The sequence below is a fragment of the Cobetia sp. UCD-24C genome, assembly GCF_001306765.1.
GTDB classification, from domain to species: Bacteria; Pseudomonadota; Gammaproteobacteria; order Pseudomonadales; family Halomonadaceae; genus Cobetia; species Cobetia amphilecti.
Map to the genome: position 1 here is coordinate 113,487 of NZ_LJTD01000012.1, position 14,317 is coordinate 127,803.

General features: G+C 61.5%; 8 protein-coding genes. 1 reads left to right on the top strand and 7 read right to left on the bottom strand.

Features of this window, described 5'->3' with window-relative positions:
- Positions 1-304 precede the first annotated feature (304 nt).
- Together AOG28_RS15280 and AOG28_RS15285 are read right to left on the bottom strand one after the other, a co-directional pair.
- Positions 305-1,033: an LrgB family protein gene (locus AOG28_RS15280; protein WP_054557016.1), complete on the bottom strand. Its 729-nt coding sequence runs from the start codon at positions 1,031-1,033 to the stop codon at positions 305-307.
- The gene (locus AOG28_RS15285; RefSeq protein ID WP_054557017.1) at positions 1,030-1,551 is read right to left on the bottom strand and encodes a CidA/LrgA family protein; all 522 of its coding nucleotides are present in this window, start codon (positions 1,549-1,551) and stop codon (positions 1,030-1,032) included. Before AOG28_RS15285 ends, AOG28_RS15280 begins: the two co-directional genes overlap by 4 nt.
- A gap of 315 nt (positions 1,552-1,866) precedes the next feature.
- Here AOG28_RS15285 and AOG28_RS15290 point away from each other — a divergent pair, with 315 nt between their 5' ends.
- On the top strand, positions 1,867-5,049 hold the full coding sequence (locus tag AOG28_RS15290; protein WP_160317886.1) for a bifunctional diguanylate cyclase/phosphodiesterase: 3,183 nt from the start codon (positions 1,867-1,869) through the stop codon (positions 5,047-5,049).
- A 206-nt stretch (positions 5,050-5,255) separates the two neighbouring features.
- Here the strand turns inward: AOG28_RS15290 and AOG28_RS15295 are convergent, their stop codons facing one another.
- The 5 genes from AOG28_RS15295 to AOG28_RS15315 form a co-directional block, all read right to left on the bottom strand.
- Positions 5,256-7,358, bottom strand: a complete 2,103-nt coding sequence (locus AOG28_RS15295; RefSeq protein WP_054557019.1) for an HlyD family efflux transporter periplasmic adaptor subunit — start codon at positions 7,356-7,358, stop codon at positions 5,256-5,258.
- Positions 7,359-7,361: 3 nt separating this feature from the next.
- On the bottom strand, positions 7,362-8,660 hold the full coding sequence (locus AOG28_RS15300; RefSeq protein WP_160317887.1) for an efflux RND transporter periplasmic adaptor subunit: 1,299 nt from the start codon (positions 8,658-8,660) through the stop codon (positions 7,362-7,364).
- A 74-nt stretch (positions 8,661-8,734) separates the two neighbouring features.
- On the bottom strand, positions 8,735-9,547 hold the full coding sequence (locus AOG28_RS15305) for an efflux RND transporter periplasmic adaptor subunit (protein WP_054557021.1): 813 nt from the start codon (positions 9,545-9,547) through the stop codon (positions 8,735-8,737).
- A gap of 37 nt (positions 9,548-9,584) precedes the next feature.
- Positions 9,585-11,216, bottom strand: coding sequence for a TolC family protein (locus AOG28_RS15310; RefSeq protein ID WP_082388864.1), 1,632 nt, complete (start codon positions 11,214-11,216; stop codon positions 9,585-9,587).
- 126 nt (positions 11,217-11,342) lie between these two features.
- On the bottom strand, positions 11,343-14,317 hold a 2,975-nt coding region (locus tag AOG28_RS15315), incomplete at its 5' end, for a VCBS domain-containing protein (protein ID WP_200906811.1).

The window sequence follows — 14,317 nt, forward strand, 5'->3', positions numbered from 1 at the left end:
AGGCATTGCCAGACACAGAGGCGCGAGTGGATGCCACGCCTTGTGGACCTGCATAGGAGCATGATCGATCAGCTCACTGACAGACATGTGGCAACGAGGTGACATCTCCACAAGACGTGCTGGCGATTGCCATGGCCAACACGCAAGCGCTGAGCTGAACCATGGAGTGATCACCAGCATGAATGGCTGCGCTTAACGCAAACTTAAGCTCTCACAAGACGATGCCACGATAACGCTGGCCTTCCTGCTTCTTGCTCGCCGCTTGCTCACCTCCAGCTCGACTCTCCACCAATGCACCTCATGCTCAGAAGCCGAACAGCCTGACGATAGGCGGCACGATGAAGGCGGTCAGCAGACCGGTCAGCCCCATCGACATGCCAGCGAAGGCGCCCGCCAGCGTGCTCACCGACGAGAAGCAGAAGGCAGTACCGATACCATGCGCTGACAAGCCCATGGTGAAGCCCTTGACGGTATCGTCTCGCGCCCCTGCCAGTCGCATGACAACGGGGCCTACCACACAACCCAGGGTGCCGGTCAGCAGTACCAGCCCTGCCGTCAGCGAGGGAATACCGCCCAGTTTTTCGGCGATCCCCATCGCGATCGGCGATGTGACGGATTTAGGCGCCAGGCTCAAGGCCACCTGGGTATGTGCCCCCAGTGCCAGCGCCAGACCCAGGGTGGTGGTCACGGCAGTGACGATGCCGACGCAACAGGCTGTCAGCAGTGGCCACAGCATCTGCTTGACCCGATCGAGATGATCAAACAGCGGTACCGCCAGCGCGACGGTGGCTGGCCCGAGCAGGAAGTGGATGAACTGGGCCCCTTCGAAGTAGGTGGGATAGTCGGTGTCCGTCAGCCACAGAAACCCGATGATCAGCGCGATGGAGACCAGTACCGGATGCGCCAGCGATGCGCCCCGGGCCAGACGATTGATCGCCGTCGCCAGCAGAAAGGCCACCAGCGTCAACAGCAGATGCAGCAACGGAGAAGCGCTCAGGTACACCCACAGGGCGTCCAGCGGGGCCAGATTCATGAGGACACCTCATCGGCGCTGGGTGACTTGCCCCCTGCTCCACTCGGTGTCGTAGAACCTCGATCGATCAAGCGCTGCAACAGCCACGCCGTGACGAACTGGGTAGCCGCGATCGACGCGACCAGCGTGATGGCGATGGCGGTGAGATCGCGTGCGATGAGCTCGAAATGGACCATCACGCCAACGCCCGCAGGCACGAACAGCAGCGACAGATGCGAGAGCAGGCCATTGCTGGCAAGCCTGAGACTGGCAGGCACACGTTCCCTCAGCAGCGCACGGGCCAGCTGACGTTGACCGAGGTCTCGACCCGCATTCTCGTCAACACGCAGCACTCCTTCCCCCTCTCTGTCCGGGGCAGGCAGCAACCGTTTGCGCAGCCGCCCTCGCAACATCAACCCCAGCAGCAGGAACAACATTCCCAGTACCGGCCCCGGCACCGGAAGCAGCAATGCACGCCCCGTCACCTCGCCGAGAAACTGGCAAAGCAGCAGGATGCAGAACCCCTTGATCAACGCCATTTCCTTACAGACTCCTCTTGACCGTGTCAGCCCGTCAGGCCGCCATGCTGACAATTATGTCACAGCCATCCCTGACGCCCTTGCCTCTCCCTTCCGGCATCCTCATGACCCCCGGCGCCCTTGCTGCTCTCAGTGCTCTCAACTCCCAACAACGGTGAGGCAACGCTTTACTGTGATAGTCTGCGATCATGATCCCCCATCACCGTTACAGACAGGGAAGGCTGCGACACGATGCCAGATTCTCTCGGGCTTGATACATCCATTATTCCCAATTGGATCAAGACATTGCGGCATGAAGAGGATCATCAGGCCCTGATGATCCTTGAACTGGCTGCCGACCTGGCTGGCGCTCCCATTGCGATGATCAACCTGCGTGATGGCGAGCAGCTCAAGCGCTGGTTGAGTCTGGACGACAACGTGCACGAGTCCGTCCCCATCAACGATGCGCTGTGTGGCGCAGCGGTACTGCAAGCCAGTCCCCTCATCACGTGTGACGCCCGTCGACAACCGGAACTCGCCGGTTGCAGTTCGGTTCTTGCCGACGGCATTCGTTATTACATCGGCCTGCCCCTCAAGGCAGACAATGGCGAGATAATCGGCTGCATGAGCCTGGCGGACGCTGAGCCGCGGCAACAATTGCCCAGCCCGGACGTCCTCGTCCGGCTGGACAAGCTCGCGAGCCTGGCAACCGAGGCGCTGAAACGCCAGGTCAATCAAAGCTACCTCAATGCAGAGTTCGCAGACAGTCAGTCGCGCGCCAGCTGGATATTGCGCAGCATTTCCGATGGCATCATCGAATGGAAAACAGGCAACGAGAGATTGACCATCTCTACCCGTCTGGAAAACCAGTTGGGGTATGAAGCCGGCACACTCGACACCGCACTCGAGGCGTTGCATGAGAGAGTCGCGCCCGACATGCGTGACGACTTCAAGGCCTTGATCAACGCCAAGCGACTGAGCGGGACACCTTTCAATTGCGAGTTGCTGATCCGCACCCAGCAGGGAGATCATCGCTGGTTTGAGCTGCGCGCTCAATTCGAGGTCAGAAACGGCGCGCCCTACCGCTTCATCGGCTCATTGCTGGATATCCATCAGCAGCATCTGGCCAAGGATGCCCAGGCCGACAAGCTGCGCCGCTATGAACGTCAGCAAGCGGCCTTGATCGAGCTCGGCAACACCCGCCACGATGAGAACGCACAGCTCGACAGCCTGCTGCCGTGGTTATGTGAGCAAGTCGCCAAGGGCCTGCAGATACGCAAGGTAAGCTTCTGGTACATGAATGAAGACCGCGACTGCCTGTCGCTGGCCCATGTCCATGATGCGTGGGTCCCCCCGCCGCACGATGCCACGCATGGCACTGTTCCCACTCGCCTTACCCGCACCCAGAACCGGGTCTATTTCGAGGCTCTGGATGCCGGGCATGCGCTCGCCCTGGCCGATGTGACCAAGGCCAATCAGGAATTGCTGTTTGATGGCACCTTCCGCTGCAGCGTGAAGGCCATCATCGACAGCCCGATCCGTGTGGCGGGCCAGGTGGTGGCCGTCATCTGCTGTACGGAAAGCAATGCCCCGCGCGAGTGGGCAGATGATGAGCAGGCGTTTCTGGCTTCGGTGGCGGATCACGTCTCACAGCTCATGACCGAATTCGAGCAACAGGCCTCTCAGAAACGCCTGCGTGCCAGCGAGCGACGCTACCGCGCCACCTTCGAGCACTCCGCTGTCGGCATGGCGCACCTGAGCACCAGTGGCCAGCTGTTGCGCGTCAATCAACGACTCGAGAGCATCCTGGGCTACACCGCCGCCACCTTGTCGCAGAGTGTGATACGCGAACTGATCGAGCCGGAAGACCTGGAAAGTTTCCTGCAGCAACATCAGGCGCTGATCGAGCAGCGCAAGGATTTTTTTACCCAGCAATGTCGCTTCATTCACGCCTCCGGCAACTCGGTGCATGCAGAGATCAGTGTCTCTGCGGTCGAGGCGACGCCAGACCAGGATGGCTATACCCTGCTGGCGCTGATCGACAATACGCTCAATCACACCATGTCGCAGCGCATGGCTCACGAGGCCAATCACGACAGCCTGACGGGCTTGCTCAATCGCGGCGCCTTCAAGCGTGAACTGACGACACTTTGCGATGATGCGCGCGCCACCGGCGCACTGCATTGTCTCGCCTACATCGATCTGGACCAGTTCAAGGTGGTCAATGACACCTGCGGCCACTCGGCCGGCGATGCGCTATTGATCCAGCTGGTCGACGTGATTGCCGCCGGCTTGCGCAAGCAGGATCGTCTCGCACGCCTGGGAGGGGATGAATTCGGCTTGCTGATGCCCGACATGTCGCTGGACGCCGCCGAGGCGCTGCTCGAAGAGATGCGCCAGTCCGTCACCAACTTCCGATTCATGTGGGAAGACAAGCTGTTTACCATCAGTACCAGCATTGGCCTGGTGAGCATCGACAGCAATCACAATGACCCGCACCAGCTGCTGAGTGCTGCCGACGCTGCCTGCTATGAAGCCAAGGATGCCGGGCGCAACCGCATTCATCGCCACAGTGAATCCGGTGACGAGGTAGCTCGGCGCATGCAGGAAATGCACTGGCTGACAGAAATCACCGCGGCCATCGAAGAACAGCGCCTGGTGCTTTACCAACAGCCGATTGTCAGCACCCTCGCCACTGCACAAGCTGACAACGCAGAGCCTGGCAACGACCCGCACTGCGAGCCGCTCAGCGAGCTACATTACGAAGTGCTGGTGCGCTTGAAAGGCCGAGACGGCACCATCATTGCGCCGGGCGCCTTCCTGCCTGCGGCGGAGCGTTATGGCCTGTCGGCCGCCATCGATGAACATGTCATTCGCCAGTACCTGAGCTGGCTCGCAGCGCACCCTGCGCATGCCCAGCGACTTACCATGGTGTCGCTCAATCTCTCCGGGCACTCCATCAGCAGTCCGAGCTTCCGCGACCTGCTGGTCACGCTGGTCCGCGATAGTGGCATCCCGGGTGACAAGCTGTGTTTCGAGATCACCGAATCCGTCGCCATCACGCGGCTGGGCGACGCTCGCGCCTTCTTCGAGGCACTCGGCGCACTCGGCTGTTCCTTCGCGCTGGATGACTTCGGGAGTGGCGTGTCGTCCTTCGGCTACCTGAAAAACCTGCCCGTCGACTTCCTGAAGATCGATGGCGCCTTCATTCGCGACATGGACACCAACCGCGTCTCCTACTCCATCGCCCGCGCCATTGCCGAAGTCGCACGTGAAATGGGTATGAAAACCGTGGCGGAATTCGTGGGGAGTGCACAAGTGCTCGCCTCCGTCACCAGTATCGGTGCCGACTATGTACAGGGCTACGCGCTTGGCATGCCGGAGCCACTCGAGACAATCGCCATACTACCCAATACCGATGATGCCCACAGCAAGGGGCATACTGAAGGCAAAGTCTCCAGCACAATCTCACGGGGCAATGACACTCGCGTGGTGGAGCCTTCTCCTAAAGTTTACTGAGACAAGGGCTTGCTGAATCAGAGGCTCGGGCTTGCTGAGTCAAGGCGGAGCACGCCATAGAGCAGAGAAGCGGCATTTCTCAAAACCACACACTACCCTTTCTCCAGAACCAGACCAGAGAAGCCCAGCCTCTGAGCGGCGAACGCCACTCGGGGGCTGGGCTTCTTTTCCCTTTCAGGGTGCAAGATGCAAGAAGAGTAGCGGTGTCAGAAACCGGATTCGCGACGCCAGACCCCGACCACTTCACGCCAGGTTCGGCTCAACAGGCTGCGCGGCTCAGTCTCGACATTGACCATGCCGCGCCGGCCAGGCATCGAGAGTGCCAGGGCCTGTGAGAAGTCCACTGGCTCAAGCGTGACCCGATAAAGGCTGCGCATCAGTTCCAGCTGCCCTTCCTCGCCCTCGCGAACCTTTAACTCCCCACCGTAGGGCGAGGCCATTTCCGGCTGTTCAAGCACCGCAACTGCCTGAGGCTCGACGCTGACCACACGCATTTCCAGCGGCTTACCTACCGGCGCCAGCGGATAGAACCAGGCAGTGGCACCTTCATCGACGCGCAGCACCTCTTCCTCTTCCACCCAGGCCGTCAGGGTCACCTGCCGGGGATTGCGCAGCGTCATCACCCACTCCCCTTCACCGACCCAGCCTCCTTCTCGCAAGGCAGGGTTGAGCGAGTGCACCTTGCCGGCGAATGCCGCCTCCAGCTGACCGGTCGCCTGCTCGGCTTGCAGCGCGCTGACCCGTTGGCGCTGCACGTCAAGATCGGCCTGCACCACTGGGCTATCCTGCAACAACCTGCGATCCAGACCACTGGCGGAGCGACGCCAGTCAAGCTGCTCCACGCGACGCTCGGCACTGGCAAGCCGCTGGGCGACTTCCGGGTCACTGATGGTCGCCAGCGCTTGACCGGCGCTCACCTCGTCACCTTGGGCGACATCGAGACTCAGTCGGCCACCGAAGGGCGCTTCGAGACGAGCCGAGGGTTGCTCCAACCACCCCGGCAGGCGCAGCTCGCTCTGCCAGGGCCAGACCAGCAAGGCCCCCAGCGCCACGATGATCATCCCGGTACGCAACAGAGCCAGATTGGCGCGCGGCTTGCGACCTTCACTGAACCAGCGCCGAATTTCATTCACGATTGGCCGCATGATGAAGTACCAGATCTCGACGGCGAACAGCACGATGCCGAGAAGCTTGAAGAAGAAGTGATAGACCGCCAGGGCGATCCCGAGAAACAGCAACAGGCGATACACCCAGACGCCGACCGCGAACAGCACAAGGGCACGCTGCGGACGCTCAGGCGGCGCTTCCTTGAAGGCGAACAGCCATTCACGCAGCTGCCAACGCGCCAGCGCCTGGGAACGCGGTTCAAGGTTGGGCTGCCGCCAGGCATCCGACAGCAGGTAATAGCCATCGAAACGCATCAGAGGGTTGAAGTTGACCAGCGCCGACATGATCCAGGTCGTCGTCGCCAGCCAGAAACACAGGGTGCGCGGCAGACCTTCCGGCAACAGATGCCAGCACAGCAAGGCCAGTACCGCGATCGAGAGCTCGACCGCGACACCCGCGATATCGACGCCAACTCTGTCCCGGGCCTCGGTGAGTCGCCAGGCATCACTGGTATCGGTGTAGAGCACCGGCCAGCCGACGATGAAGGCCACCCCGATGGTCGGGACGCGCGCGCCCTTGGCCTTGGCAACGAAGGCGTGCCCCAGCTCATGCAGTATCTTGACAAAGACCAGCGCCAGCCCCAGCGTCAGCCAGCCGCCGACAGCGCCCAGTGCCGCGAAGCTCGCGATGAAGGTATCCAGCTGGCGTACCGTCAGCCAAAGGCCCACCAGAAACATGACCGCCAGGCTCCAGAAGAAGCCCCGGCTACCCAGCCAGCGTACCTTGTTGACGTGCCGGCTCAGCCAGCGATCCGGATTGGCCAGCGGAATGCGCACGAAGAGATAGTGATGCATCAACCACTTGAGCCCGGTGGGGCGCGACTCAAGACGGCGTTGGTAGCGCTCCTGCTGACCGGGATCCCCGCGCACCAGATCATGCTGACGCAGAAATTCCGACAAGGCGCGCAACTGCTCACCAGGCACTTCACGACCGAGACTGGCACTCGCCTGTTTGGCGGCTGCCGCTTCCTGACCACCGCGAATGAAGGGCAGCAACTCGATGGCGGCCTCGCCCAGTCGATAGAAGCGCTGGGCGACCGGGTCATGCAGCAACCAGCGCCGCTTGCCATCGCGATCCTGCTCGACGGGGTGCAACTTGAGGTCTTCGCGCAGCACGGCCAACGGGGGAGTCTGTGAGATCATGCCTTACCACCCGGTCCAGCTGCGCAGCGTGGCCCACGGGCGACGGAACAGGTAATAACCCAGCGTGACCTGTTCCCCCTCTACCTTGGCCGTACCCCGCCAGCCGACGCGCGGCAGGTTCTCGGTATCGCTCAACACGGCGTGCGCGCGGTAGGCGAGCTCGCCATCCGGCGCCAGCTCGGCCCGATAATTGACGTGCGTCAGCCGTGCTTCACGAACCTGGGAAGGGTCCACATTCAAGAACAACGAGACCTCGGCGCCTTCCGGCAGCGGGATGTTGTCGGCACTCGGCAGCCAGATTTCCACCTCGGCGCCCCGAGTGTCGGCCACTTCCAGCAGACGCTCGCCAAGCCTGACCGGTCGGCCTGCCCAATCGCTGGTATCGCCGAGGATCGCGACACCCTCACGCGGTGCTTCGACGCGCACACGCGTCAGCTGTGTTTCAAGGAAATCGACGTCGGCGCGCGCCTGGTCCACCAGCGCCCTCAACAGCGGCACCTCGGCACTGGCCTCACGCTCGGTAAAGGAGCGCTGCCGGGCACGCGCATATTCCGCCTGTGCCACCGCCAGAGCTTGGTTGGCTTCGGCCAGCCGCCCCTTGAGCTCGGCATCATCGAGACTCGCCAGCAACTGGCCCTTCTCCACCACCTGATTGGGCGCCACGGACAAGTCCTTGAGCACGCCATCCAGGGGCGAGCGGATGATACTGCTGACCTCCGGCACCACTTCCGCCTGCCCCAGCACGGAAAGGCGTACCGGCACCAACATCAGCAGACCGATCACCACCAAGGCCGCGCCCCACAGCAGGCGCTTGCCCACCGGCTGGCGCCTGCGACCCGAATGACGTGCCAGCACATTCTCGGCACCTTGCACCCAATGGGTCAGCAGGCGTTGTTCGGCTTCATTCCAGGGTTTTTCGCGCAACAACAGCAAGCCACCCTCGATACGGCCTCGCCATACCATGGGCACCCAGAGTCCTTCACGTGGCCAATACTCACTCCAGTCTTCGGCAAGAGACGCATCAAGTTCCTTGAGACGCTCCGGCGTCAGTGACATGACCTGCTCGGGCTTGGCCGCCCGGGAGTCACCTGCCTTGTCGGAAACGACCTGACGATCGAGATCAAACGCCTTGATGACACGCCTTGCCCAGTGCAGATAGGGGCTCTGCTGCTCGACATCGGTGGCGCCGGAATGTGACGAGAGCTTGCCATTGCTGACCAGCAACATCTGACGCGCGGGAAAGAGGTAGCCTGTGTCATTGACCAGCACATACTCGGCTTCCTTGCGCCCCTTGGCGCTCATCAAACGCTTCTGCAAGGTGATGAGGCCCGCCAGGCGATCTGTCGTGACATTGCCTGGCATTTCGACCCGCCGATTCATTGTGCCGCCTCTCCACTATCCACATCCTCGAGGGTGGAAGGACTCAGAGAGGGGAAACGGACCTCGCCACTCATGCCGGGCTTGATGCCGCCATCCGGCTTTGCATCCGGCCGCGCGATCACCTTGAGGGTCTGGCTGACCGGGTCGATGTTGTCGACGACGCGCACGATCTTGCCGGCAAGTTCCGCCCCCGTGGCATCTGCGGTGAAGGTCATCGGGGTGTCCGCGCCGACCTGCCCCAGCCACATGGCGGGAATGACGGCCTCGATCTCGAGCTCGTCGGAACTCACCAGCTCCAGCATCGGCTCGCCATTGGAGACGAACTGATGAGGATTGACCGCACGCGAGACCACTTCCGCATCGAAGGGCGCCGTGATGGTGCAATCGCTGAGATAGACATCCGACAGCTTGACCGAGGAACTGGCCTCATTGACCGCCGCTCGCGACAGATCCACGTCCAGCTGGCTGACATTGTCATAGCGCGCCAGCTGCTTGTTGACCTTGTACTGGGAGCTTGCACCGGACAGACGCGCACTCGCGACTGCCCGCTCCGCCTTCAGCGAACGGCAATCGAAGCGCACCAGCACATCGCCCTTGTTGACCTCTTCCCCGACACGCCGATTGACTTCCAGCAGGCGCCCCGACAGGGGCGCCGCCAGAATGGTGGAATTGACAGCACTGACCTGACCGCGAACGGTCGGTTGATCCGCCCCGTGCGCGACATTCATCAGCCCGGGCAGCATGGCTACCAGCAGGGTCCCCCCCAACCTCGCCATGCGGCGATTGATACCTTTACCAGCGATCATCATCGTCAGCATCCCTGTTGAAATATGGCGGGAGGCTAGCTTACAGACTGGCCTGACCGTCCTGTGCTTGGGTTGTCTCGGACTGGGCTTCCAGCCAGAGTGCCGGGTCCTGCAATGGCAGGCTGCCGCCAGACCACTGACGGAAGGAGGCATCCAGGTTGCTGGCCAGCGTATCGACGTCGTAACGCTGATAATCCTCGGGGACCGGATTGAAGCCCAGGCTGAACAGGAAGCCACCATAGGCGTCCTGTGCATCGGCGTAGGCCAATGAATTGCTCAGCACGGAGTTCAATGCCTTGGCCTGGTTGAGCAGGGATTGCGTCCCCGAGATCGCACGGCTTGCCCGCGCCTGCTTGCTGAAGTCCGCGATCTGCTCATCCAATGCCTGGAAGCGCTGTGCGATCGCCAGGCTATCCAATGAGTTGTGGTACTGCTGCCAGCCCAGATTCACTCGTGCCAGCGTCGCCATGTTGCTGGCGAGACGACGCGCTTCGACCATCTGGTCACGCGCCTCGTTCTGAGCCTTGATCTCATCGATCGCGAACAGACGGAAGATATTCCAGCTGACTCGCACACCCGCCTGTGCCCAGGTGTCATTGTAGAGGTAGCTGTTGCTGTCGTAATTGGCGCTGTAGGAAAATTCCAGCCCCGGCAACAGTCGCACCATGCTCTTGCGCGCTTCACGTTGCGCGATGCGCGCATTGTAGAGCTGACCGACGTATTCCCCGCTGTTGGCCAGCGCGACGCGCTCCAGCACATCCAGATCATTGGAAGGTAACGGAGGAAGTTCCGGCAACTCACTCGGCGCCTGCAAGGGGATCTCGACATTGGGGGCCTGATTGATCAGGCTCGCCAGTTCGATCTGGGAGGTCTCGACGGAACGCTGCAAGCTCTTGAGATTGCGCATGATGGAGAGCAGCTGTCGCTGCTCCTGCAGGACATCCAACGGTGCCCGCAGTCGTTCGCGCTGGATCTGATCCAGCTGCGCGAGCGCCTTTTCGGTGTCTATCAGCAAGGCATCGATGCGCGGCTTCAACTTCTGCGTCACCGCAGCCTTCCAATAGGCGCTGCGCGTCTGCTGAAGCAGCTTGGCCATGATGTCACGCCGGGCGTTCTTGACGATCAGGAAGCGGTCCGCCTCCTGCTTGGCCTTCAGGTAGCTGACACCGAAATCCAGCACGTTCCAGGAAAGACGCAGATCGGCATCGGTGCGGTCCTTGTCGACAGAGGTCGACTGGGCAAGGCTCTGCACGCCGGTACGCACGTTCTCGCTCGAGGAGGCATCTTCATTGTTACGGCTGGTGAAACCGGCATTTGCCGCCAATACCGGCAGCATGTCCATCTTGGCCAGATTGAAGCTCTGCTCGGCCAACGCCTGCTCCATCAGCTTGACACGATTGTCGAGGTTGTACTTCAGCGCGCGCGCCATTGCATGGTTCAGATCCAGCGGCTCGGTGATGGCCGGCGTCATCTGCTCGAAGAGCACCTCATCGCTCTGGATGGCGGTCGCGATATCCTGACGATCCAGAGGCTCAGGTTGCACGGTGCCGCATGCCGACAAGGCAATGCCCGCGGCGCTGATGGCAACCATCGTCGCCAGAGTCTTGAGACGACCCCGCCCGCGTGATTCAGGCAACGCCCGGGCGGTTTCCGTTTTTTCGTTTCCCGTCATGATATCGCCTCGTTCCCTTGCTCTTGTTCACCCGCCCCTTGGTATGGGGCAGGCGGACACCTTGAATTGAATAAGCTCACTTTCGCGCTATCGAGAGCTCGTTGCGGTTTATTCTGTTAACGATAATCAAGAGATTTCTGAATCATCGCTCAACAACGCCATCAAATCGGCAAGCACATCGGCATGGTCGTGACTGAACCCGTCACGTCCGGCCACCTTGAGCATCTCGGAGAGTGGCACAGCACCGAGTGCCGCGGTCTCTTCTTCAGCCGCCTGCTCTTGCTCGGTGGCCTCGCCCTGCTCATCGCCTTCGCCCTGTTCGCCTCCCTCGCCTTCAATTGCGGGAGCCGCATCAGATGACGGCGCCGTTTCGTTGCCATCGAAGAAGACTTCGCTTTCCTGTTCATCTTCCTGTTCAGGGGTGAGGTAGATGACGAAAGTGGTGCTCGCTTCGTTTCCGGATTCGTCACGACCGATCACCTTGACGTCGATGCGCTCGACGCCCAGGGACAAGGCCAGTGCACGATTGACGCGATAGGTGAGCGAATCGCTGTCGAAGACCACATAATCCGGCAGCGGGCTGCCATCGGTACGGGTCGACTCAACCTTGATCTCTTCATTGTTGGTGCTTTCAAATGCGCCCGCCGGCAGTGAGAATTCATAGACAGCCTCGTTTGCCACCACGTCTCGCAGGATGATGGTCAACTGAACCGGCTGAATGCTCGGGATATCCAGCAAGGTGGAATCGCTGAGCGGTTGGAAAAGCTCCTCATCACCTTCCGGGAGGAAGCCTGCTTCGCCCTCATCAGATCCAGCATTTGCTCCGCCCGCCGGGGAACCATTACCAGAGGAGCCTTCGACTGGCGTCACCGGCACCACGGGTTCCGGAACAACGTTGTCGCTGAGACCAGCCACCCGGATCGTCAACTCACCGACTGCCGTGCCCCCTTCTCCATCACTGACCACGAAGCTGAAGTCATCCGTCACCTGCTGACCATCGTCTAGGGACTGGACGGCATCACTGCCGTTGTCCAGCACATAGTTCCAGGTGCCATCAGCAGCGATGATCAACTGACCGTAAGTGCCCTGGATCACGGTGTCGCTGTCAGCGACGGCCTGACCATTGACGCTCGCAATGAGCAGTGAATCGCCATCGCCATCGACAGTCACTGGTTCGCCATCAGCATCGACCAGCAGGCTGCCCTCAGCTGTCGTCACTCCGTCCTCGGAGACGTCCGCGCTCTGATCCAGTGCCTGCGGCGCCGGATTCCCTACCTCGAAGGTGAAGGTCGTGGTGACATCCAAGCCATTCTCATCGGTGCCCGTCAGCGTGACGGTGTAGATGCCGTCGTTGTTGTCACCGCCGGTGGAGGCATCCGGGGACAGCGTGCCGCTGATCTCGCCGGTGGTCGGGTCAATCACCAGGCCGTCCGGCAGATTGTCGACGCTGTAGGTCAGCTCCGCACCCTCGTCGACATCAGTGAAGGCATCGGCAATGGTGAACGGTGTGATCGCGTCGCCGTCATTGGCAGTCTGATCGGCCGGCTGCGCCCCATCGACCAGCACCGGCGCATCATTGGTACCGTTGATGGTAACGGTGAGTAGTGCCGTGTCGGTGCCGCCCTGACCATCGGAGATCTCGTAGGTGAAGGTCTCGGTGACCACCTCGCCTTCAGCCAGCGCCTGTACCGCTGCGTTGCTGTTGTCCAGCGCGTAGGTGTAGCTGCCGTCTTCGGCAATGGTGACGCTGCCGTAGGTGCCGGTGACCGGCGTACCCGCGGCTGTGTCAGTCCCGGCATTGGCGCCAGCACCGATGCCACTGACGATCAGCGCATCCGTGTCGTTGCCGCCATCGGTGTCGGTATCGGGCTGCGCATCACTGAGCACGTTGCCAGTCGTGGTGCTGGTATCGCTGGTGGCGATGCCCTCATCCAACTCGGCAGTGTTGTCGAAGGCCTCGGGTGCGACGTTGGCGACAAAGAAGTTCAACGTGACGTCAGCCGATTGGCCTTGTTCATCCGTGGCTGTCACGGTCACGGTGTAGCGACCGTCCGTCGTGGTGTTACCTGACTGAGAGGCATCGTCGGCAAGTGTGCCGCTGATGACGCCCGTCACCGGATCAATGACCAGACCACCTGGCAGGTTCTCGGCCGTATAGCTCAGCTGAGCGCCGCTATCGACGTCCTGGAAGGCATCCTGGAGGCTGATCGGTGCAATCTCTTCCCCGTCACTTCCCGTCTCCACCTGCGGAGCCCGAAGAGTCGCGATTGGCGCATCATTGGTGCCGTTAATGGTAACGGTGAGCAGTGCCGTGTCCGTGCCGCCCTGACCGTCGGAGATCTCGTAGGTGAAGGTCTCGGTGATCACCTCGCCTTCGGCCAGCGCCTGCACCGCCGCGTTGCTGTTGTCCAGCGCGTAGGTGTAGCTGCCGTCTTCGGCAATGGTGACGCTGCCGTAGGTGCCGGTGACCGGCGTACCTGCGGCGGTGTCAGTCCCAGCATTGGCGCCTGCACCGATGCCACTGACGATCAGCGCATCGCTGTCGTTGCCACCATCGGTGTCGGTATCGGGCTGCGCATCGCTGAGCACGTTGCCGGTCGTGGTGCTGGTGTCGCCGGTGGCGACACCCTCATCCAGCTCGGCAGTGTTGTCGAAGGCTTCCGGCGCGACGTTGGCCACCGTCCAGGTGAAGGTCGTGGTGACATCCAAGCCATTCTCGTCAGTACCAGTCAGCGTGACGGTGTAGATGCCGTCATTGTTGTCACCGCCGGTGGAGGCATCCGGTGACAGCGTGCCGCTGATCTCGCCGGTGGTCGGGTCAATCACCAGGCCTTCCGGCAGGTTGTCAGCTGAGAAGCTCAGCCCTGCGCCGTTGTCGACGTCGGTGAAGGCATCAGCGACGCTGAAGGGCGTGATGGGGTCACCATCGTTACCGTTTTGGTCCACCGGCTGCGCCCCATCCACCAGCACCGGCGCATCATTGGTGCCGTTGATGGTGACGGTGAGCAGCGCCATGTCGGTGCCGCCCTGGCCATCAGAGATCTCGTAGGTGAAGGTCTCGGTGATCACCTCGCCTTCGGCCAGCGCCTGCACCGCCGCGT